Genomic DNA, 20,760 nt, shown 5'->3' with positions numbered 1-20,760 from the left:
TTAGGAGAGCCGTCGATGACTCAACCATTCTCAATCGCCATTCATGGCGGAGCCGGAACTATATTGCGTGAGCAAATGAGCGAAGAGTTAAAGGCTTCCATCCTAGAAGACCTTGAAGCTTCGGTTCGCGCTGGGCATAGCGTTCTAGCTCAGTCGGGTGATGCGTTGGATGCGGTCGTTGCCGCGGTTAAAGTGCTCGAAGACTCACCAAACTTCAATGCTGGCAAGGGCTCTGTCTTAACCCACAAAGAAATTGTTGAGATGGATGCCTCTGTTATGCACGGTAAAGAAGCCAATGCAGGCGCAGTGGCTGGCGTGCGCCATATTCGTAACCCGATTGAGTTGGCTCGTGATGTGATGACAGACAGTAACCATGTACTGTTGATCGGAGATGGGGCCGAAGAGTTTGCCTTTGAGCAGGGGCATCAATACACCGAACAAGATTACTTCTTTACTGACCGACGCTATGACCAGTTGCAGTCGATGAAAGAGAAAGGCTTATTTGCCTTATCCGAGGCGAAATACCCAGATGACAAGAAATACGGCACAGTCGGCGCTGTCGCGCTGGACCAGCAAGGCAACTTAGCGGCTGCGACTAGCACTGGTGGTGTGACCAATAAAAAGTACGGTCGAGTGGGAGATTCTTCCATCATTGGCGCAGGTACGTTTGCTGAAAATGGCAATGTAGCTGTGTCGACAACTGGTATGGGCGAGTATTTCATCCGAAAAACCGTTGCGAGTGATGTGGCAGCGCGAATGCGTTATCTCAAGGAAGATGTACACACGGCCTGCGAGACTGTGATTCAAGGCGAGTTGAAGGCTATGGGTGGCGAAGGGGGGCTGATTGCTATTGACGGTGATGGACGTGTTAACTTTGCGATGAACAGCAGCGGCATGTACCGGGCGAGCATTGGCACAGATGGCAGCCTGCTAGTGAAGATTTATGCCGATGAATAGAGTCAAAATGACCGCTAAGTTTAGCACTAACAAAGGGTTAGTGCTTCATTACACTTCTATGATTAAAAAATGACTGCAAGAAGTGTGATTCAGTGCTAGAATCCATTTTTAACTACCAATCAGACTTGGAAAGATGGGAAATAACGTAGTCGTTCTGGGCACCCAATGGGGTGACGAAGGTAAAGGTAAAATAGTAGACCTTTTAACTGAAGATGCAAAATACGTGGTTCGCTACCAAGGCGGTCACAACGCAGGTCACACTCTAGTCATTGACGGTGAAAAAACCGTTCTTCACTTAATTCCATCAGGTATTCTTCGCGATAACGTAAAATGTGTTATCGGTAATGGCGTTGTACTATCGCCTGAAGCTCTGCTTAAAGAAATGAAGCCTCTTGAAGAGCGCGGTATTCCAGTACGTGAGCGTCTTTTCGTTTCTGAGGCTTGTCCTCTAATTCTTCCATACCACATCGCTATCGACAACGCGCGCGAAATCGCTCGTGGGGCGAAAGCTATCGGTACAACGGGTCGTGGTATCGGTCCAGCTTATGAAGATAAAGTAGCTCGTCGCGGTCTACGTGTTGGTGACCTTTTCGACAAAGAAATGTTCGCTGAGAAACTAAAAGAAGTGATGGAATTCCATAACTTCCAGCTAGAGCACTTCTATAAAGCAGAAACAGTTAGCTACGAAGCGGTACTAGAGCAGTGCATGGGTTACGCAGACCTTCTTACTTCAATGGTAATGGACGTCACTGATGAACTAGACGCAGCACGTAAGCGCGGCGACAAGATCATGTTCGAAGGTGCTCAAGGTACGCTACTTGATATCGACCACGGTACTTACCCATACGTAACGTCTTCTAACACGACGGCTGGTGGTGTTGCTGCTGGTTCTGGTTTTGGCCCTCGTCACATCGGGTACATCCTTGGTATCACTAAAGCGTACTGTACTCGTGTTGGTTCTGGTCCATTCCCAACAGAACTATACGACGGTCTAGATAAGCAAGACCCAGTTGGTAAACACCTAGGCGATGTTGGCCACGAGTTTGGCGCAACAACTGGTCGTCTGCGTCGTACTGGTTGGTTTGATGCAGTGGCAATGCGCCGTGCAATTCAAATCAACTCACTAACCGGTATGTGTCTGACTAAACTAGACGTTCTTGATGGTCTGAAAGAGATCAAGATCTGTACTGGTTACAAGATGAAAGATGGCGCTATCCTAGAAGTGTCTCCAATGGCAGCTGAGTCATTCGAAGAAGCAACGCCAATCTATGAAACTATGCCAGGTTGGTCTGAGACAACATTTGGTGCTAAGTCTATCGATGCGCTTCCACAAGCAGCTCTAGACTACATCAAGCGTATCGAAGAGCTAACGGGTGTTCCTGTCGACATTATCTCGACTGGCCCAGATCGCAACGAAACAATCATCAAGGTTCATCCTTACGAAGCTTAATTCTGATTGTTATCCACGATTGTAAAAACCAGCGCATTAGCGCTGGTTTTTTTATGCTTAATTTTCATGCACTATCTATACTGAAAGTGGCAAGTTTTTGCCAGTCGTCGGCAATTTTGATTAAAGAGTTAGCAGCCGTTGCCGATACAGGTATCAAGGTTGCCGTTTGTTCGGTGAATCCTAAAGATACAGGTTGCTAACAACCCAGCTTGTATGAACCTGTCTTGTGAGCAGATAGGTGTAGACATTATCGAAGTCAAAGAGTGCAGACAATGAAGCTAAGAAAGTTAGCTGCTTCGATGGTATTTTTGTTTGGGGCTTCAGTGGCTAATGCCAATGAGCTTACTGAAATCGGTGAGCCTATTCCCATATATACCGAAGCTGAATTGATAAAACTGATCAATGAAAACAAACATTTAGAACAAGTTAAGTCAGATAATTGCCAATTAGTTGAAGATATCGTCGCTCGAGCGACCCGGATCAGCCTACCATCCTACGAGTTTTTGTATGGAGACATGCTGGCGTGGGGAGTTTGTGTCGAGCAGGATGTGGAACTTGGCTTGTACTATATGGAAAATGCAGCGCATCAGGGGTTACCTGCGGCATTGGAGCAGCTTGGGCGTTATTATTCGCGCGGCACCTTAGTTCAGCAGGACAAAGAACGAGCAATCCCTTACTTGCGTGAAGCGGCTGCGATGGGCAATCTTAATGCACGTATCCATTTGGCGGAACTGCTGCTGCGTGATTACGGCAGCCCGTTAGATTATGAAGATGCGTATCGCTGGCTGTACAACTCTGTGACGGCGGATCAGCGTACGCACAAACGCATTTCAATTCTGCGCCAGGGTTTAGAACGTAGAATGCCACAGAATATTATCGCCAGAGCCAAAAAACGCGATACTTTCTGGTAATCCAATAACCTGACTGCACTCAGGTAACAACACAACGCTCAGCATAAGCTGGGCGTTGTTGCTTTATATTTCCACTGCTTGGTTGCATTCCTCGCCTGTGTTTAGCGAGAAACCTTGCTTTTGTGTTCGTTCGCTTCACCCCGCATAGCAGCAGCTGGTCTCTAGCGTAAGCCACTAAGATTGTGACCAATCATAGCCAGTGATGAAAATAGAGTGAGAATTTGGCTTTTTAATCTAACTCTCCTGTAGCTTAGTAAGTGAGTCAGATATACTAGCTTTAATTACCTTCCTTGTTTAATTAGGCGCGCCTATGTCAGAAAACACCACAAACGATCCTTTTGCTGCTCGTGAGTCAGAGAACTACGAAAACCCAATTCCCAGTCGGGAGTTCATTCTTGAATTTCTTGAGCAGGCTGGCGTTCCTTTAAATCGCAACGATCTTTTTGAAGCGCTTCATTTAGAAGGCGAAGAGCAATATGAAGGCTTACGCCGTAGATTGAGAGCGATGGAACGTGATGGTCAACTGGTGTTTACCCGCCGTCAATGCTACGCCTTGCCAGAAAAACTCGAAATGGTGAAAGGTTACGTTATCGGACACAAAGATGGTCATGGCTGGGTGCGGCCTGAAGGGAGTGTGGGCAAAGATAACGATGTGGTATTGCCACATCACCAGATGAAAAGTGTTCTGCATGGCGACTATGTGTTAGTCCAGCCAACACAGAACTCCAAGCGAGGAAGAAAAGAAGGTCGTTTGGTTCGCGTGCTTGAAGAGCGTCAGACGCAAATTGTGGGTCGATTTTTTATGGAGTACGGCTATTCCTATGTTGTGCCCGATGACTCGCGTATTAGCCAAGACATCCTGATCCCGAATGACTTACGTGCAGGAGCGCGTATGGGTAACGTCGTAGTGATTGAAATTACCGATCGTGGCTCTCGCTCTCGTGGCATGATGGGCAAAGTGATTGAAGTTCTGGGTGAAAATATGGCCCCGGGGATGGAGACACAAATTGCTATCCGTACTCACCAAATTCCGCATGAGTGGCCTGAAGCAGTCGATAAGCAAATTGAAGGGCTTGGTGAAGAAGTACCGGAAGAGGCAAAAGTCGGTAGGGTAGACCTACGCGAACTGCCACTCGTGACTATCGATGGCGAAGATGCTCGCGACTTTGACGATGCTGTTTTCTGTGAGAAAAAGAAAAGCGGTGGTTGGAGGCTTTGGGTCGCTATTGCTGATGTCAGCTATTACGTTCGCCCAGACAGTGCACTGGATAAAGAAGCGATTAACCGCGGTAACTCGGTTTACTTCCCATCGCAGGTCGTTCCTATGCTTCCGGAGGTATTGTCTAACGGCTTATGTTCTCTCAACCCACAAGTTGATCGCCTATGTATGGTGTGTGAGATGACCATCTCTGAGACGGGTAAGTTATCTGGCTATAAGCACTACGAAGCGGTGATGAACTCCCATGCTCGCCTGACTTATAACAAGGTACACCATATCCTTGAAGGGGATGAAGAGCTACGCCAAAGATACGAACCACTCGTTCCTCACTTAGAAGAGCTGCATAAGATGTACAAGGTGCTTAAGCATGCTCGTGACAATCGTGGTGCGATTGAATTTGAAACGGTGGAAACCAAGTTCATCTTCAATGCGGAGCGTAAGATTGACAGTATTGAACCTGTGATTCGCAACGATGCGCACAAGATTATTGAAGAGTGTATGATCTTAGCCAATATCGCTTCTGCTTCTTTGGTCGAAAAAGCAAAAGAACCGGCACTCTACCGAATTCACGAATCTCCGGGTGAACTCCGTCTGCAAGGTTTCCGTGACTTCTTGGGTGAGTTAGGTCTGCACTTAAATGGTGGTTTAGAGCCATCGCCAACCGATTATGCTGACTTAGTTAAGCAAATTGGCGAGCGTCAAGATAAAGAGCTGATTCAAACCATGTTGTTGCGTTCAATGAAGCAGGCGGTCTATAACGCAGATAACTGCGGTCACTTTGGCTTGGCACTAAAACGCTACGCGCACTTTACCTCGCCAATTCGCCGCTACCCAGACTTGCTATTGCACCGCGCGATTAAATATCTAATTGCCAAAGAAAATGGCACATTGAAAGATCGCTGGACACCAACCGGTGGTTGCCACTATTCATTTGATGACATGGACTTCTACGGTGAGCAATGTTCGATGACTGAGCGTCGCGCCGATGATGCGACTCGCGAAGTTTCTGACTGGCTCAAATGTGAGTACATGCAAGATCACGTTGGTGAAGAGCTGGAAGGTGTGATTGCTAATGTGACTGGCTTTGGTTTCTTTGTCCGTTTAACTGAACTGCATATTGACGGACTAGTGCATATTTCTGCTTTGGCAAACGACTACTACCAGTTTGATCCGATTGGACAGCGACTAATTGGTGAAACTTTCGGCGCTATCTATCGCCTTGGTGATGCAGTGAAAGTGAAAGTACTGTCTGTAAATCTAGATGATCGACAAATTGACTTTGAATTAGTCGAAACTAGTCGTAAGCTACGCGGCAAAGGAAAAACAGCCAAAAAACGTGCAGCTGAGGCACAGAAAAAAGCTAAGGCCAAAAAAAATGCGGCAGCGAATGGTCGTCGTTCCGCAGATAAAGCTAAGCCTATGGTTGAACCAACTAAACGCCCGGATGGCAGCCAGGAAGAAGGCAAAGGCAGTAAAACCTCGAAGAAACCTTCAGAAAAAGCGCGTAAGAAAAAGCCACGTCACAAAGCAAAGAAAGCGCGTGGTAAAAAACAGTAATCGGATAAATTAATGAGTAATGAATTTATTTACGGCATTCACGCAGTAAAAGCGGTACTGGCAAAAGAGCCAGAGCGCTTTGTTGAAGCCTTCGTATTAAAAGGTCGTCAAGATGACCGCTTAATGCCAATCTTGAATGAACTCCAGATGTGTGGTGTGTCGATTCAACAAATGACACGCAAAACTCTGGATGACAAAGCACGTGGTGCGAATCACCAAGGCATTATGGCTAAGGTGAAGCCAGCTAAGCAGCTGAATGAAAATGATCTCGATGACATTCTTGCCCAACATTCCACACCGTTATTGCTAGTATTGGATGGAGTCACTGATCCGCATAACCTAGGTGCGTGTCTACGCAATGCTGATGCTGCGGGAGTAGCGGCAGTGATTGTTCCTAAGGATAAGTCAGCGAATATTACGGCTACGGTTAGCAAAGTCGCATGTGGCGCAGCAGAAACAGTACCCTTGATTCGCGTAACCAACTTAGCTCGAACAATGCGTGCATTGCAGGAACAGGGGATCTGGTTTGTTGGCACGGCTGGCGAAGCAACTCATGACCTCTACCAAGCTAAGTTAACTGGGCCTCTTGCGATCGTCATGGGCGCAGAAGGCGATGGTATGCGTCGCCTGACACGTGAAACTTGTGATGACCTAATCAAGATCCCAATGGCAGGGAGTGTCTCAAGTCTAAATGTCTCTGTTGCTTCAGGCATTTGTTTGTTTGAAGCGGTGCGCCAGCGCTTAGCTTAACTGCTCGCAAGCCTTATCTATAAAGCGCAGACTGTTCGTTCAGCTTGCGCTTTTTTGTTTTAAGTCTTAAAGATGTCATTCCATAGACCGAAGAATGAGGGAGTAGGGAATCTCACAAGTACATCTGTTGGAGTTGCGAGATCCACAACTCGTTCGTCCCTCACTCTTGAGGATGACAGTTTTGGCTTTGCAGAGAATCAAATACCATTTACAGCTTCATTAGCCTTAACAAGTTAGTTCACCATAGGACGAAGTCCGTTCCCGCATCCCGCATCCCAATCCCAAATCCCCATTCCCTCTTATGCGTTTATTTTTCACACAGCGCTTGCATGTCAAACTGTGATCTGTATAATGCAGCGCACTGGTTAAGCCAGTTGTGAACCAATGAGCGAAGAGGAGCTGATTTATCTCTATGATATTTCAGGTAATGTAGACTCAGCTTATGTTCGCGGTTAATACAATTAGCTACTTATTCTTCGGAATAACTATCCCCAGACGTGATTCTGGTATGTAGGGGTAGTTAATCGAAAATTAACTGACAATACTTCCTAATCTTGGAAGTTACGGTTTCACATAAATCAATCGGCATTCTCTCGCTTTTGCGAGTGTGAGTGGCGATATTGTTTGTGTAATTTTTAATATTGGAGCTCTGTCTCATGCAGAACCAACGTATCCGTATCCGCCTAAAAGCTTTCGATTACAAACTAATCGATGCTTCTACAGCGGAAATCGTTGAAACAGCTAAGCGCACTGGCGCACAGGTTCGTGGTCCAATCCCACTGCCTACTCGTAAAGAGCGTTTCACAGTTCTTATCTCTCCACACGTTAACAAAGATGCTCGTGATCAGTACGAAATCCGTACTCACAAACGTCTAATCGACATCGTTGAGCCAACAGACAAAACTGTTGATGCACTGATGCGTCTAGACCTTGCTGCGGGCGTTGACGTACAAATTAGCCTAGGTTAAGGGAGATTAGAAGAATGATTGGTCTAATCGGTCGTAAAGTGGGTATGACCCGCGTATTTACTGAAGAAGGCGTTTCTATCCCAGTAACAGTTGTTGAGGTTGAAGCTAACCGTGTTTCTCAAGTTCGTACACTTGAGACTGACGGCTACGCAGCAATCCAGGTAACTACTGGTGCTAAGAAAGCTAACCGTGTTTCTAAGCCAGAAGCTGGCCACTTTGCTAAAGCAGGTGTTGAAGCTGGTCGCGGTCTTTGGGAATTCCGTTTGGAAAACGGTGAAGAGTTTGAAGTTGGTGCTGAACTAACGGTTGAACTGTTCAACGAAACTAAGAAAGTAGACGTTACTGGTACATCTAAAGGTAAAGGCTTCCAAGGCGCTGTTAAGCGTTGGAACTTCTCTACTCAAGATATGACTCACGGTAACTCATTGTCTCACCGTGCTCCTGGTTCTATCGGTCAATGTCAGACTCCAGGTCGCGTATTTAAAGGCAAGAAAATGGCAGGTCACATGGGTGCTGAGCGTGTAACGACTCAAAACCTAGAGATCGTACGTGTTGACGCTGAGCGCAACCTGCTTCTTATTAAAGGTGCAGTCCCAGGCGCAACTGGCGGTAACGTGATCGTTAAACCAGCTGTTAAAGCATAACGTCTCAGGAGTAAGTAATGGAACTAATGGTTAAAGGTGCTGATGCACTAACTGTTTCCGAAACTACTTTCGGACGTGAGTTTAACGAAGCTCTTGTACACCAAGTAGTTGTTGCGTACGCAGCAGGTGCTCGTCAAGGTACTCGTGCTCAAAAAACACGTTCAGAAGTTTCTGGCGGTGGCGCTAAGCCATGGCGTCAAAAAGGTACTGGCCGTGCGCGTGCTGGTACAATCCGTAGCCCAATCTGGCGTACAGGTGGTGTTACTTTTGCTGCGAAACCACAAGATCACAGCCAAAAAGTAAACAAAAAAATGTACCGTGGTGCTATGAAGAGCATTCTTTCTGAGCTTGTTCGTCAAGAGCGTTTAATCGTTGTTGATAACTTCTCAGTAGAAGCACCAAAGACTAAAGAGCTTGTAGCTAAGCTTAAAGAGCTTGAGCTAACTGACGCGCTTATCGTGACTAGCGAAGTAGATGAGAATCTATTCCTAGCTGCTCGTAACCTATACAAAGTTGACGCACGTGACGTTGCTGGTATCGACCCAGTATCGCTAATCGCGTTCGACAAGGTTGTAATTACTGCTGACGCAGTTAAGCAAGTTGAGGAGATGCTAGCATGATCACTGAAGAGCGTATCCTAAAAGTTCTACGTGCTCCGCACATCTCTGAAAAAGCAACTATGGCAGCTGAGAAAGCGAACACTATCGTTTTCAAAGTAGCTAAAGATGCTACTAAAAAAGAGATCAAAGCAGCTGTAGAAAAGCTATTTGAAGTTGAAGTTAAGTCTGTAAATACTCTTATTACTAAGGGTAAGACCAAACGTCAAGGTCTACGCCAAGGTCGCCGCAGCGACGTTAAGAAAGCGTACGTTACTTTGAAAGAAGGTCAAGATCTTGACTTCGTTGGCGGCGCGGAATAACAGGAGTAGTTGAGAAATGGCTATTGTTAAATGTAAGCCGACTTCCCCTGGTCGTCGTCACGTTGTTAAAGTTGTTAACGCTGACCTACACAAGGGCAAGCCATACGCACCTCTTCTAGAGAAAAACTCTAAGAACGGTGGTCGTAACAACAACGGTCGTATTACAGTACGTCACATCGGCGGTGGTCACAAGCACCACTACCGTGTAATTGATTTTAAACGTACTAAAGACGGTATCCCAGCGAAAGTTGAGCGTCTAGAATACGATCCAAACCGTAGCGCTAACATCGCTCTAGTTCTGTACGCAGACGGTGAGCGTCGTTACATCCTAGCACCTAAAGGTGTTCAAGCTGGTGATGCTATCCAGTCTGGTGCAGACGCGCCAATCAAAGCTGGTAACGCACTTCCAATGCGTAACATCCCAGTAGGTTCAACTGTACACAACGTTGAACTTAAGCCTGGTAAAGGTGGTCAGCTAGCTCGTTCGGCTGGTGCATATGCTCAAATCGTTGCTCGCGACGGTGCATACGTAACTATCCGTCTACGTTCTGGCGAAATGCGCAAAGTACTTTCTGAAGGCCGTGCAACAATCGGTGAAGTTGGTAACTCTGAGCACATGCTACGTGAACTTGGTAAAGCTGGTGCTAGCCGCTGGCGTGGTGTTCGTCCAACCGTTCGTGGTGTTGTGATGAACCCAGTAGACCACCCACACGGTGGTGGTGAAGGCCGTACTTCTGGTGGTCGTCACCCAGTTTCACCATGGGGTCAGCCAACTAAAGGCTTCAAGACTCGTAAGAACAAACGCACTGACAAGTACATCGTACGTCGTCGTAACAAGTAATCTATATAAAGAGGAATCGCCATGCCACGTTCTCTCAAGAAAGGTCCATTTATTGACCTACACTTGCTGAAGAAGGTAGAGAAAGCGGTGGAAAGCGGAGACAAAAAGCCTATTAAGACTTGGTCCCGTCGTTCAATGATCATCCCTACGATGATCGGTTTGACCATCGCTGTCCATAATGGTCGTCAGCACGTACCAGTTTTCGTTACCGAAGAAATGATCGGTCACAAACTGGGTGAATTTGCACCAACTCGTACTTACCGCGGCCACGTCGTGGATAAGAAAGCTAAGAAGCGTTAAGGAGTAGATGATGGAAGCACTAGCTAAACATAACTTTGCTCGCATTTCGCCTCAGAAAGCTCGCTTAGTTGCGGATCAAATCCGTGGTAAATCAGTTGACCAAGCTCTAGAAATCCTAACTTTCAGCAACAAAAAAGCTGCTGATCTAGTTAAGAAAGTTCTTGAGTCAGCTATCGCGAACGCGGAGCACAACGAAGGTGCAGATATTGACGATCTAAGTGTCGCAAAGATCTTCGTAGATGAAGGCCCTATCATGAAGCGTATTATGCCTCGTGCTAAAGGTCGTGCGGATCGTATCTTGAAGCGTTCAAGCCACATCACTGTTGTTGTAGCAGATCGCTAAGAGACTAGGAGAGTAAGCAATGGGTCAGAAAGTACATCCAAATGGTATTCGTCTTGGCATCGTTAAGCCTTGGAATGCTACATGGTTTGCTAACACCAAAGATTTCGCTGACAACCTAGACGGCGACTTCAAGGTACGTCAGTTCCTTACAAGTGAACTGAAAAAAGCGTCTCTATCACGCATCGTTATCGAGCGTCCTGCTAAGAGCATCCGTGTGACAATTCACACTGCTCGTCCAGGCGTTGTAATCGGTAAGAAAGGTGAAGACGTTGAGAAGCTACGCACAGCAGTAGCTAAAATTGCAGGTGTACCAGCGCAAATTAACATCGCTGAAGTACGTAAACCTGAACTAGATGCGCAACTTGTTGGTGACAGCATCGCGTCTCAGCTAGAGCGTCGTGTTATGTTCCGTCGTGCTATGAAGCGCGCGGTACAAAACGCTATGCGTCTAGGTGCTAAAGGCATCAAAGTAGAAGTAAGCGGTCGTCTAGGCGGCGCTGAAATTGCACGTTCAGAGTGGTACCGTGAAGGTCGTGTGCCTCTACACACTCTACGTGCTGACATTGATTACGCAACTTCTTCGGCTCACACTCAATACGGTGTGATCGGCATTAAAGTTTGGATCTTCAAAGGTGAGATCCTAGGCGGTATGCCAGCAGCTAACGCTGTAGAGCCTAAAGGCGACAAGCCTAAGAAGCAGCGCAAAGGCCGTAAGTAAGGAGTCGACAGATGCTACAACCTAAACGTACTAAGTTCCGTAAGGTTCAGACAGGTCGTAACCGTGGTCTAGCTAAAGGTACTGATGTAAGCTTCGGCGAATTCGGTCTTAAAGCAACTGGCCGTGGCCGTCTAACTGCTCGTCAAATCGAAGCGGCACGTCGTGCAATGACACGTCACGTTAAGCGTCAAGGTAAAATCTGGATCCGTGTGTTCCCAGACAAGCCTATCACAGAAAAACCACTTGAAGTTCGTCAGGGTAAGGGTAAAGGTAACGTTGAGTACTGGGTAGCCCAAATCCAACCTGGTAAGGTTATGTACGAAATGGGTGGTGTACCTGAAGAATTGGCTCGTGAAGCGTTCCGTCTAGCGGCGCGTAAACTGCCATTCAAAACTACGTTTGTAACTAAGCAGGTGATGTGATGAAAGCACAAGATCTACGCGAAAAAAGCGTTGAAGAGCTTAACTCTGAGCTACTGAATTTGCTACGCGAACAGTTCAACTTGCGCATGCAAGCTGCAACTGGTCAGCTACAGCAAACTCATACTCTGAAAGCTGTACGTCGTGATATCGCACGTGTGAAAACCGTATTGACTGAGAAGGCAGGCGCATAATGAGCGACAAAATTCGTACTTCATTTGGTCGTGTAGTTAGCAACAAGGCTGATAAGTCTATCACTGTTGCTATCGAGCGCATGGTTAAACACCCAATTTACGGCAAGTTCGTAAAGCGCACGACTAAAGTTCACGCACATGACGAGAACAACGAGTGTGGCCTAGGCGATACTGTTGAGATTCGTGAATGTCGTCCACTGTCTAAGACTAAGTCTTGGACTTTGGTAAAAGTTGTAGAAAAGGCGAAGATGTAATCTTCACTTATCTATAAACAAAAAAACGGCTCCAAAATTATTTTGGGGCCGTTTATTTTTTGACTACCCAATCACAGAAAAGGGTGGTACAATTCGCGTCCCTTTTAAAGAGGCAGCCCGACCCGTGATGGGTCTAGTTATTAATATTTAGCGGAGCACTAACAATGATCCAAATGCAAAGTACACTTGACGCAGCTGATAACTCTGGCGCGCGCAAGGTAATGTGTATTAAGGTCCTGGGTGGCTCACACCGCCGTTATGCACATATCGGTGACGTCATCAAAGTTACTGTTAAGGAAGCAATTCCTCGCGGTAAAGTTAAAAAAGGTGACGTTCTGAAGGCGGTAGTAGTGCGCACCCGTAAAGGCGTACGTCGTCCAGACGGTTCTGTCATTCGCTTCGACCGTAATGCTTGCGTATTGTTGAACGACAACACTGAGCAACCAATCGGTACACGTATCTTTGGCCCTGTGACACGTGAACTTCGTGGCGATAAGTTCATGAAGATCGTTTCACTGGCTCCAGAAGTTCTGTAAGGAGCACGTAGAAATGGCAGCTAAAATCCGTCGTAACGACGAAGTAATCGTTCTTGCTGGTAAAGACAAAGGCAAGAAAGGTAAAGTAACTAAGGTTCTAGCAACTGGTAAAGTTATTGTTGAAGGTATCAACCTTGTTAAGAAGCACCAAAAGCCGGTTCCGGCTCTAGGTCAACAAGGTGGCATCGTTGAGCAAGAAGCAGCTATTGATGCTTCTAACGTTGCAATCTTTAACTCAGCTACTGGTAAAGCTGACCGTATCGGTTTCCGTTTTGAAGATGGTAAGAAAGTTCGTTTCTTTAAATCTAACAACGAAATCGTTTCTAACTAATAGAAGTAATTTGGAGTTCTACTATGGCGAAACTGCATGATTACTACAAGTCGTCTGTAGTCGCTGAACTGACCAAAGAGTTCAGCTACACAAGCGTCATGCAAGTCCCTAGAATCGAGAAAATCACCCTAAACATGGGTGTTGGTGAAGCAATCAACGATAAGAAACTGCTAGAAAACGCAGCTGCTGATATGGCAACGATCTCTGGTCAAAAGCCACTTATCACTAAAGCGCGTAAATCTGTTGCAGGTTTCAAAATCCGCGAAGGCTACCCTATCGGTTGTAAAGTAACCTTGCGTGGCGAACGTATGTGGGATTTTCTTGAGCGTTTAATTAACATCGCTCTTCCACGTGTACGTGACTTCCGTGGTGTTAGCGCTAAGTCTTTTGACGGACGCGGTAACTACAGCATGGGCGTTCGCGAGCAAATCATCTTCCCGGAAATCGACTTTGATAAAGTTGATCGAGTACGCGGTCTAGACATCACTATTACGACGTCTGCTGCTACTGATGAGGAAGGCCGTGCTCTGCTGGCTGCCTTTAACTTCCCATTCCGTAAGTAAGGTGAAGGGTTACTGTTATGGCTAAAAATTCAATGAAAGCACGTGAAGCAAAACGTGCGAAGCTAGTCGCTAAGTTCGCTGAAAAGCGTGCTGCGCTTAAAGCTATCATCAGCGATGTAAACGCATCTGAAGAAGATCGTTGGAACGCAGTTCTTAAATTGCAATCTCTTCCACGTGATTCAAGTGCATCTCGTCAGCGCAACCGTTGTAACCAAACTGGTCGTCCACACGGTTACCTACGTAAGTTCGGTCTAAGCCGTATCAAAGTTCGTGAAGCTTGCATGAAAGGCGAGATTCCTGGACTTCGTAAGGCTAGCTGGTAATTGCCACTTAATCATTTGGAGTAAATCATATGAGCATGCAAGATCCGATTTCGGATATGCTGACCCGCGTTCGTAACGGTCAGGCAGCAAACAAAGTTGCTGTTAAAATGCCTTCTTCAAAGCTTAAAGTTGCAATTGCTGCACTACTAAAAGCTGAAGGTTACATCACTGATTTCGCTGTAGAAGGCGAAGCTAAACCTGAGCTAGAAGTTACACTTAAGTACTTCCAAGCAAAACCAGTAATCGAGCAACTTAAACGTGTTTCTCGTCCAGGTCTACGTGTTTACAAGAAGAAAGATGAACTTCCTTCTGTAATGGGTGGTCTTGGTGTTGCTATCGTTTCAACTTCCAAGGGTCTTATGTCAGACCGCGCTGCACGTAAAGCAGGTCTTGGTGGTGAAATCATCTGCTACGTAGCTTAATAGGAGTAGACTATGTCTCGTGTTGCTAAAGCACCTGTCGCTATTCCAGCTGGCGTAGAGGTGAAACTAAACGGCCAAGAAATCACTGTAAAAGGTGCTAAAGGCGAACTATCTCGCGTTCTTAACGATGCGGTAGTTGTTGCTCAGGAAGAAAACAATCTTACTTTCGGTCCACGCGAAGGTGTTGCTAACGCATGGGCACAAGCAGGTACTGCTCGCGCTCTAGTTAACAACATGGTTGTTGGCGTTACTGAAGGCTTTACTAAGAAGCTAACTCTTAAGGGTGTAGGTTACCGTGCTGCTATCAAAGGCAACGCTGTAGGCCTAACTCTTGGCTTCTCTCACCCAGTTGAGCATGAATTGCCAGCGGGTATTAAAGCTGAGTGTCCAAGCCAAACTGAAATCGTGATCACTGGTTGTGACAAACAACTTGTTGGTCAGGTTGCGGCTGACATTCGTTCTTACCGTGAGCCTGAGCCTTATAAAGGTAAAGGTGTTCGTTACGCAGATGAAAATGTGCGTACTAAAGAAGCTAAGAAGAAGTAAGGTAACACTATGGATAAGAAAGCATCTCGCATCCGTCGTGCTACACGCGCACGTCGTAAGATTGCAGAACTGGGTGCAACTCGCCTAGTAGTACACCGTACTCCTCGTCACGTGTACGCTCAGGTTATCGCATCAAACGGCTCTGAGGTTATCGCAGCAGCTTCTACTGTAGAAAAAGCGATCCGTGAGCAAATTAAGAACACTGGTAACATCGATGCAGCTAAAGCAGTAGGTAAAGCTGTTGCTGAGCGCGCTCTTGAAAAAGGCGTTGATTCAGTTGCATTTGATCGTTCTGGTTTCCAATACCACGGTCGAGTGGCGGCGCTAGCAGAATCTGCTCGCGAAGCTGGTCTGAAATTCTAAGGTAGGGTTGGAAGATGGCTAAAGAACAACAAGTTCAAGCGAATGATTTGCAAGAAAAGCTAATCGCAGTTAACCGTGTTTCAAAAACGGTTAAAGGTGGTCGAATCATGAGCTTTACTGCACTAACTGTAGTTGGTGACGGTAACGGTCGTGTAGGTTTCGGTTACGGCAAAGCTCGTGAAGTACCTGCAGCGATCCAAAAAGCAATGGAAAAAGCGCGTCGCAATATGACGACGATCGCTTTAAACGAAGGCACTCTTCACCACCCGGTGAAAGGTCGTCATTCGGGCTCTAAAGTTTACATGCAGCCAGCTGCAGAAGGTACGGGTGTAATCGCAGGTGGTGCGATGCGTGCAGTACTAGAAGTAGCAGGTGTACACAACGTACTATCTAAAGCATACGGTTCTACGAACCCTATCAACATCGTTCGTGCTACGATCGATGCGCTAGGTAGCATGAAGTCGCCAGAAATGGTTGCTGCTAAACGTGGTCTAACTGTTGAATCTATTTCGGAGTAAGAACACCATGGCAACTATTAAAGTTACTCAGACTAAAAGCTCAATCGGTCGCCTACCTAAGCACAAAGCGTGTTTAAAGGGTTTAGGCCTTCGTAAAATCAACCATACTGTAGAACTTGAAGATACTCCGTGTGTACGCGGCATGATCAACAAGGTTTTCTACATGGTTAAAGTTGAGGAGTAATCAGAATGCGTTTGAATACTCTATCACCGGCTGCGGGTTCTAAGCCTTCTGCGAAGCGCGTAGGTCGTGGTATCGGTTCTGGCCTTGGTAAAACCGGTGGTCGTGGCCACAAAGGTCAAAAGTCACGTTCTGGCGGTTCAGTACGTCCAGGTTTCGAAGGCGGTCAAATGCCTCTGAAACAACGTCTACCAAAATTCGGCTTCACTTCTCGTAAGAGCCTAGTGTCTGCTGAAGTTCGTCTAGCTGAGCTAGCGAAAGTTACTGGTGACGTCGTTGACCTAAACAGCCTTAAAGCTGCTAACGTTATCACTAAGAACATCGAATTTGTAAAAGTTGTTCTATCTGGTGAAATTAACAAAGCAGTGACTGTTAAAGGTCTACGTGTGACTAAAGGCGCTAAAGCTGCAATCGAAGCTGCAGGCGGTAAAATCGAGGAATAATCTCGAGGAACGAGGTACAGATGGCTAAGAAACCAGGACAAGATTTTCGTAGTGCTCAGAGCGGCTTAAGTGAACTGAAGTCGCGCTTGTTATTCGTAATTGGTGCACTTTTAGTATTCCGAGCAGGCTCTTTTGTGCCGATTCCTGGTATTGACGCTGCTGTACTTGCCGATTTGTTCGAACAGCAAAAAGGTACCATCGTTGAAATGTTTAACATGTTCTCCGGTGGTGCTCTTGAGCGTGCATCTATATTAGCGTTGGGCATCATGCCGTATATTTCGGCATCTATTGTTGTCCAACTGCTAACTGTAGTTCATCCAGCGTTAGCTGAACTCAAAAAAGAGGGTGAAGCAGGCCGTCGTAAGATCAGCCAATATACACGCTACGGCACGCTTGTACTTGCAACATTCCAGGCTATTGGTATTGCAACTGGCTTACCAAACATGGTCGACAATCTGGTTGTTATCAACCAAACCATGTTTACGCTAATTGCTACCGTAAGTTTAGTAACCGGCACCATGTTCTTGATGTGGTTAGGTGAACAAATTACAGAGCGTGGTATTGGTAACGGTATTTCGTTATTGATTTTTGCAGGTATTGTTGCTGGATTGCCTTCTGCAATCGGTCAAACAATCGAGCAAGCGCGTCAAGGTGAATTGCATGTACTTCTTCTGCTGTTGATTGTTGTACTTGCTTTTGCAGTAATTTACTTCGTTGTTTTCATGGAGCGTGGTCAACGTCGAATCGTTGTTAACTACGCGAAGCGTCAACAGGGTCGTAAAGTATTTGCTGCGCAAAGCACTCATTTGCCACTTAAAATTAATATGGCAGGTGTAATTCCAGCAATCTTTGCGTCAAGCATTATCTTGTTCCCAGGAACATTGGCGCAGTGGTTTGGTCAAAATGGTGAGAGCAGCACGCTCGGTTGGTTAACTGACGTGTCTTTGGCTCTGAGCCCAGGTCAACCTCTGTATGTAATGCTTTATGCTGCAGCAATTATTTTCTTCTGTTTCTTCTACACAGCGTTGGTATTCAACCCGCGTGAAACAGCAGATAACCTGAAGAAGTCCGGTGCATTCGTACCCGGCATCCGCCCAGGTGAGCAGACAGCGAAATATATCGATAAAGTAATGACGCGTTTAACCCTAGCTGGTGCGCTTTACATTACCTTTATCTGTCTGATTCCGGAGTTCATGATGGTCGCGTGGAACGTACGTTTCTACTTCGGCGGTACATCGCTACTTATCGTAGTCGTTGTAATTATGGACTTTATGGCACAGGTACAGACTCATCTGATGTCTCAACAGTATGATTCTGTGTTGAAAAAGGCAAACCTAAAGGGCTATGGCCGTTAATTTAGGTTTCATTTACGGAGTTTAGCAATGAAAGTTCGTGCTTCCGTTAAAAAAATCTGCCGTAACTGTAAAGTTATCAAGCGTAACGGTGTTGTTCGCGTGATTTGCAGTGAGCCAAAGCACAAGCAGCGCCAAGGCTAATTAGCAGAAATTTTTACTTGAAATATAAGGTAGCGTCGAGTATATTCCTCGGCCTACCTTTTGCGTGCAAAAGAAGTAGTATTCCGCAGCGTATCCATAACGGGCTTTGCTGCGGCTAATTCTTTTATAGAAACACTTAGGAGTGAATAATGGCCCGTATAGCAGGCATTAACATTCCTGATCAGAAACATGCCGTAATCGCTCTAACAGCGATCTACGGTATCGGTAAAACTCGCTCTCAAGCTATCCTAGCTGAAGTGGGTATTGCTGAAGATGTTAAGATCAGTGAACTAACTGAAGAGCAGATCGATCAACTGCGTGATGGTGTAGCTAAGTACACTGTAGAAGGTGATCTACGTCGTGAAGTATCAATGAACATCAAGCGTCTTATGGACCTTGGCTGTTACCGTGGTCTTCGTCATCGTCGCAGTCTACCACTACGTGGACAGCGTACTAAAACCAACGCTCGCACCCGTAAGGGTCCGCGTAAGCCGATCAAGAAATAATCGGGAAGGTAGAGTACAATGGCTAAACAACCAACTCGCGCTCGTAAGCGCGTACGCAAGCAAGTTGCAGATGGCGTTGCGCACATCCATGCTTCTTTCAATAATACAATCGTAACCATCACTGACCGTCAGGGTAACGCTCTAGCTTGGGCTACTGCAGGTGGTTCAGGTTTCCGTGGTTCTCGTAAGTCTACTCCGTTCGCTGCACAGGTTGCTGCTGAGCGTTGTGCTGAAATGGCTAAAGAATACGGTCTAAAGAACTTGGAAGTTATGGTTAAGGGTCCTGGTCCAGGTCGCGAATCTACTGTTCGTGCACTGAACGCTGCTGGTTTCCGCATCACAAACATCGTTGATGCTACACCAATCCCTCATAACGGTTGTCGTCCACCTAAGAAACGTCGCGTATAACGTTTTTTAGATTACTGGAGAAAGATCATGGCAAGATATTTGGGTCCTAAGCTGAAGCTTAGCCGTCGTGAAGGCACTGACTTATTCCTTAAGTCTGGTGTTCGCGCGATCGATACCAAGTGTAAAATTGATAACGCACCAGGTGTACACGGCGCTCGTCGCGGTCGTCTATCTGAGTATGGCGTTCAGCTTCGTGAGAAGCAAAAAGTTCGTCGTATGTACGGCGTTCTAGAAAAACAATTCCGTAACTACTACAAAGATGCTGCTCGCCTTAAAGGCAACACTGGTGAAAACCTACTTCAGCTTCTTGAAGGTCGTCTTGATAACGTAGTTTACCGTATGGGCTTTGGTGCAACTCGCGCAGAAGCACGTCAGCTAGTTAGCCACAAAGCTATCCTAGTTAACGGTAAAGTTGTAAACGTTCCTTCTTTCAAAGTTGCGGCTAACGACGTTGTTTCTATCCGTGAGAAAGCTAAACAGCAATCTCGCATTAAAGCAGCTCTAGAAGTTGCCGAACAACGCGAAAAACCAACTTGGATTGAAGTAGATGGTGGTAAGATGGAAGGTACGTTCAAGCGTATGCCTGAGCGTTCAGATCTATCTGCTGACATCAACGAACAACTGATCGTCGAACTTTACTCTAAGTAAGGTTTAAACTAAAGAGAGGACACAATGCAGGGTTCTGTAACAGAATTTCTTAAGCCACGTCTTGTTGACATCGAACAAGTTAGCACGACACACGCAAAAGTAACTCTTGAGCCATTAGAGCGTGGCTTTGGTCACACTCTAGGTAATGCACTTCGCCGCATTCTTCTATCTTCTATGCCAGGTTGTGCAGTAACAGAAGTAGAGATTGAGGGCGTTCTACACGAATACAGTACAAAAGAAGGTGTTCAGGAAGATATTCTTGAAATTCTTCTAAACCTTAAAGGTTTGGCTGTACGCGTTGCCGAAGGCAAAGATGAAGTGTTTATTACGCTTAACAAATCAGGCTCGGGCCCTGTGGTTGCAGGTGACATCACCCATGATGGTGATGTAGAGATCGCTAACCCAGAACACGTTATTTGTCACCTAACAGATGACAACGCTGAGATCGCTATGCGTATCAAAGTTGAACGTGGTCGTGGTTACGTTCCAGCTTCAGCTCGTATCCATACTGAAGAAGATGAGCGTCCTATTGGTCGCCTACTGGTTGACGCTACGTACAGCCCAGTAGATAAGATTGCTTATTCTGTAGAAGCAGCTCGTGTAGAGCAGCGTACAGACTTAGACAAGCTTGTTATCGACATGGAAACGAACGGTACTCTAGACCCTGAGGAAGCTATCCGTCGCGCAGCTACTATCCTAGCTGAGCAATTGGATGCGTTCGTAGATCTACGTGATGTACGTGTACCTGAGGAGAAGGAAGAGAAGCCAGAATTCGATCCGATCCTACTGCGTCCTGTAGACGATCTTGAACTAACAGTTCGCTCTGCTAACTGTTTGAAAGCAGAAGCGATTCACTACATCGGTGATCTTGTACAGCGCACTGAGGTTGAGCTACTTAAAACGCCTAACCTTGGTAAAAAATCTCTTACTGAGATTAAAGACGTACTTGCATCACGTGGTCTGTCTCTGGGTATGCGCCTAGAAAACTGGCCACCAGCGTCTATCGCTGAAGATTAATCGATACTAGTTAGA

33 protein-coding genes are annotated in these 20,760 nt (G+C 46.3%); all 33 read left to right on the top strand.

From position 1 onward, the window contains the following. The first annotated feature begins 15 nt into the window (after nt 1–15). The 33 genes from OH455_RS17705 (at nt 16) to OH455_RS17545 (ending at nt 20,745) form a co-directional block, all read left to right on the top strand. Nucleotides 16–957 (top strand): isoaspartyl peptidase/L-asparaginase family protein, encoded by a 942-nt coding sequence (locus tag OH455_RS17705; protein ID WP_269982270.1) that lies wholly within the window; start codon nt 16–18, stop codon nt 955–957. A 133-nt stretch (nt 958–1,090) separates the two neighbouring features. Next, nucleotides 1,091–2,407 (top strand): adenylosuccinate synthase, encoded by a 1,317-nt coding sequence (locus OH455_RS17700; RefSeq protein ID WP_045977362.1) that lies wholly within the window; start codon nt 1,091–1,093, stop codon nt 2,405–2,407. 53 nt (nt 2,408–2,460) lie between these two features. After that, nucleotides 2,461–2,607, top strand: a complete 147-nt coding sequence (locus tag OH455_RS17695) for a hypothetical protein (RefSeq protein WP_167336335.1) — start codon at nt 2,461–2,463, stop codon at nt 2,605–2,607. A gap of 72 nt (nt 2,608–2,679) precedes the next feature. Then, a complete protein-coding gene (gene motX, locus OH455_RS17690) occupies nt 2,680–3,318 on the top strand; it encodes a flagellar protein MotX (protein WP_045977363.1) in 639 nt (212 codons plus the stop codon). A gap of 310 nt (nt 3,319–3,628) precedes the next feature. Further along, complete coding sequence (gene rnr / locus OH455_RS17685; protein ID WP_269982269.1) at nt 3,629–6,094, top strand: ribonuclease R; 2,466 nt, start codon at nt 3,629–3,631, stop codon at nt 6,092–6,094. A gap of 12 nt (nt 6,095–6,106) precedes the next feature. Beyond that, nucleotides 6,107–6,844, top strand: a complete 738-nt coding sequence (gene rlmB, locus OH455_RS17680) for a 23S rRNA (guanosine(2251)-2'-O)-methyltransferase RlmB (RefSeq protein WP_269982268.1) — start codon at nt 6,107–6,109, stop codon at nt 6,842–6,844. A 656-nt stretch (nt 6,845–7,500) separates the two neighbouring features. Next, nucleotides 7,501–7,812, top strand: a complete 312-nt coding sequence (gene rpsJ / locus OH455_RS17675) for a 30S ribosomal protein S10 (RefSeq protein WP_001181007.1) — start codon at nt 7,501–7,503, stop codon at nt 7,810–7,812. A gap of 14 nt (nt 7,813–7,826) precedes the next feature. Further along, nucleotides 7,827–8,456, top strand: a complete 630-nt coding sequence (gene rplC, locus OH455_RS17670) for a 50S ribosomal protein L3 (RefSeq protein WP_006963219.1) — start codon at nt 7,827–7,829, stop codon at nt 8,454–8,456. 17 nt (nt 8,457–8,473) lie between these two features. Continuing rightward, the gene (gene rplD, locus OH455_RS17665; RefSeq protein WP_004745875.1) at nt 8,474–9,076 is read left to right on the top strand and encodes a 50S ribosomal protein L4; all 603 of its coding nucleotides are present in this window, start codon (nt 8,474–8,476) and stop codon (nt 9,074–9,076) included. Continuing rightward, a complete protein-coding gene (gene rplW / locus OH455_RS17660; protein ID WP_004398471.1) occupies nt 9,073–9,375 on the top strand; it encodes a 50S ribosomal protein L23 in 303 nt (100 codons plus the stop codon). Before rplD ends, rplW begins: the two co-directional genes overlap by 4 nt. Nucleotides 9,376–9,391: 16 nt before the next feature. Next, on the top strand, nt 9,392–10,216 hold the full coding sequence (gene rplB / locus OH455_RS17655; protein ID WP_006963217.1) for a 50S ribosomal protein L2: 825 nt from the start codon (nt 9,392–9,394) through the stop codon (nt 10,214–10,216). A 21-nt stretch (nt 10,217–10,237) separates the two neighbouring features. Beyond that, nucleotides 10,238–10,516, top strand: coding sequence for a 30S ribosomal protein S19 (gene rpsS / locus OH455_RS17650; RefSeq protein ID WP_004745876.1), 279 nt, complete (start codon nt 10,238–10,240; stop codon nt 10,514–10,516). A 10-nt stretch (nt 10,517–10,526) separates the two neighbouring features. Next, a complete protein-coding gene (gene rplV, locus OH455_RS17645) occupies nt 10,527–10,859 on the top strand; it encodes a 50S ribosomal protein L22 (protein ID WP_006963216.1) in 333 nt (110 codons plus the stop codon). Nucleotides 10,860–10,878: 19 nt separating this feature from the next. Then, nucleotides 10,879–11,577 carry a 30S ribosomal protein S3 gene (rpsC, locus tag OH455_RS17640; RefSeq protein WP_004745879.1) on the top strand — a complete coding sequence of 233 codons (699 nt, stop codon included), beginning with the start codon at nt 10,879–10,881 and terminating at the stop codon, nt 11,575–11,577. An 11-nt stretch (nt 11,578–11,588) separates the two neighbouring features. Further along, nucleotides 11,589–11,999 carry a 50S ribosomal protein L16 gene (rplP, locus tag OH455_RS17635; RefSeq protein ID WP_004410459.1) on the top strand — a complete coding sequence of 137 codons (411 nt, stop codon included), beginning with the start codon at nt 11,589–11,591 and terminating at the stop codon, nt 11,997–11,999. Next, on the top strand, nt 11,999–12,190 hold the full coding sequence (gene rpmC / locus OH455_RS17630) for a 50S ribosomal protein L29 (protein WP_011078825.1): 192 nt from the start codon (nt 11,999–12,001) through the stop codon (nt 12,188–12,190). Before rplP ends, rpmC begins: the two co-directional genes overlap by 1 nt. Continuing rightward, complete coding sequence (rpsQ, locus tag OH455_RS17625; protein ID WP_045974711.1) at nt 12,190–12,444, top strand: 30S ribosomal protein S17; 255 nt, start codon at nt 12,190–12,192, stop codon at nt 12,442–12,444. Before rpmC ends, rpsQ begins: the two co-directional genes overlap by 1 nt. A 164-nt stretch (nt 12,445–12,608) precedes the next feature. Continuing rightward, nucleotides 12,609–12,980 (top strand): 50S ribosomal protein L14, encoded by a 372-nt coding sequence (rplN, locus tag OH455_RS17620; RefSeq protein WP_004745883.1) that lies wholly within the window; start codon nt 12,609–12,611, stop codon nt 12,978–12,980. Between the two features lie 13 nt (nt 12,981–12,993). Next, entirely contained in the window at nt 12,994–13,311 is a 318-nt protein-coding gene (gene rplX, locus OH455_RS17615) for a 50S ribosomal protein L24 (RefSeq protein WP_045974710.1), read from the top strand. Between the two features lie 23 nt (nt 13,312–13,334). Beyond that, a complete protein-coding gene (rplE, locus tag OH455_RS17610; RefSeq protein WP_045974709.1) occupies nt 13,335–13,874 on the top strand; it encodes a 50S ribosomal protein L5 in 540 nt (179 codons plus the stop codon). Nucleotides 13,875–13,891: 17 nt separating this feature from the next. Then, entirely contained in the window at nt 13,892–14,197 is a 306-nt protein-coding gene (rpsN, locus tag OH455_RS17605; protein WP_006963211.1) for a 30S ribosomal protein S14, read from the top strand. A gap of 29 nt (nt 14,198–14,226) precedes the next feature. Beyond that, nucleotides 14,227–14,619, top strand: coding sequence for a 30S ribosomal protein S8 (rpsH, locus tag OH455_RS17600; protein ID WP_045974708.1), 393 nt, complete (start codon nt 14,227–14,229; stop codon nt 14,617–14,619). A 12-nt stretch (nt 14,620–14,631) separates the two neighbouring features. Further along, on the top strand, nt 14,632–15,165 hold the full coding sequence (rplF, locus tag OH455_RS17595) for a 50S ribosomal protein L6 (RefSeq protein ID WP_045974707.1): 534 nt from the start codon (nt 14,632–14,634) through the stop codon (nt 15,163–15,165). 9 nt (nt 15,166–15,174) lie between these two features. Then, nucleotides 15,175–15,528 carry a 50S ribosomal protein L18 gene (rplR, locus tag OH455_RS17590; protein WP_045974706.1) on the top strand — a complete coding sequence of 118 codons (354 nt, stop codon included), beginning with the start codon at nt 15,175–15,177 and terminating at the stop codon, nt 15,526–15,528. A 14-nt stretch (nt 15,529–15,542) separates the two neighbouring features. After that, nucleotides 15,543–16,046, top strand: coding sequence for a 30S ribosomal protein S5 (rpsE, locus tag OH455_RS17585; RefSeq protein ID WP_004745894.1), 504 nt, complete (start codon nt 15,543–15,545; stop codon nt 16,044–16,046). A gap of 7 nt (nt 16,047–16,053) precedes the next feature. Continuing rightward, a complete protein-coding gene (gene rpmD / locus OH455_RS17580) occupies nt 16,054–16,230 on the top strand; it encodes a 50S ribosomal protein L30 (RefSeq protein WP_006963207.1) in 177 nt (58 codons plus the stop codon). 5 nt (nt 16,231–16,235) lie between these two features. Next, nucleotides 16,236–16,670: a 50S ribosomal protein L15 gene (gene rplO, locus OH455_RS17575; RefSeq protein WP_006963206.1), complete on the top strand. Its 435-nt coding sequence runs from the start codon at nt 16,236–16,238 to the stop codon at nt 16,668–16,670. Between the two features lie 20 nt (nt 16,671–16,690). Next, a complete protein-coding gene (gene secY / locus OH455_RS17570) occupies nt 16,691–18,025 on the top strand; it encodes a preprotein translocase subunit SecY (RefSeq protein WP_045974705.1) in 1,335 nt (444 codons plus the stop codon). 27 nt (nt 18,026–18,052) lie between these two features. Then, a complete protein-coding gene (rpmJ, locus tag OH455_RS17565; protein ID WP_000868186.1) occupies nt 18,053–18,166 on the top strand; it encodes a 50S ribosomal protein L36 in 114 nt (37 codons plus the stop codon). 149 nt (nt 18,167–18,315) lie between these two features. After that, nucleotides 18,316–18,672: a 30S ribosomal protein S13 gene (rpsM, locus tag OH455_RS17560; protein ID WP_005450559.1), complete on the top strand. Its 357-nt coding sequence runs from the start codon at nt 18,316–18,318 to the stop codon at nt 18,670–18,672. 18 nt (nt 18,673–18,690) lie between these two features. Continuing rightward, complete coding sequence (gene rpsK / locus OH455_RS17555; RefSeq protein WP_001118870.1) at nt 18,691–19,080, top strand: 30S ribosomal protein S11; 390 nt, start codon at nt 18,691–18,693, stop codon at nt 19,078–19,080. Nucleotides 19,081–19,107: 27 nt separating this feature from the next. Continuing rightward, nucleotides 19,108–19,728: a 30S ribosomal protein S4 gene (gene rpsD / locus OH455_RS17550; protein ID WP_045974704.1), complete on the top strand. Its 621-nt coding sequence runs from the start codon at nt 19,108–19,110 to the stop codon at nt 19,726–19,728. 24 nt (nt 19,729–19,752) lie between these two features. Continuing rightward, the gene (locus OH455_RS17545) at nt 19,753–20,745 is read left to right on the top strand and encodes a DNA-directed RNA polymerase subunit alpha (RefSeq protein WP_004410407.1); all 993 of its coding nucleotides are present in this window, start codon (nt 19,753–19,755) and stop codon (nt 20,743–20,745) included. The last annotated feature ends 15 nt before the right edge of the window (nt 20,746–20,760 follow it).

The sequence above is a fragment of the Vibrio sp. T11.5 genome (assembly GCF_027587155.1).
Classification (GTDB): Bacteria; Pseudomonadota; Gammaproteobacteria; order Enterobacterales; family Vibrionaceae; genus Vibrio; species Vibrio neptunius.
Note: the sequence above shows the minus strand (reverse complement) of the source record. Positions and strands in the feature narration are given on the sequence as shown.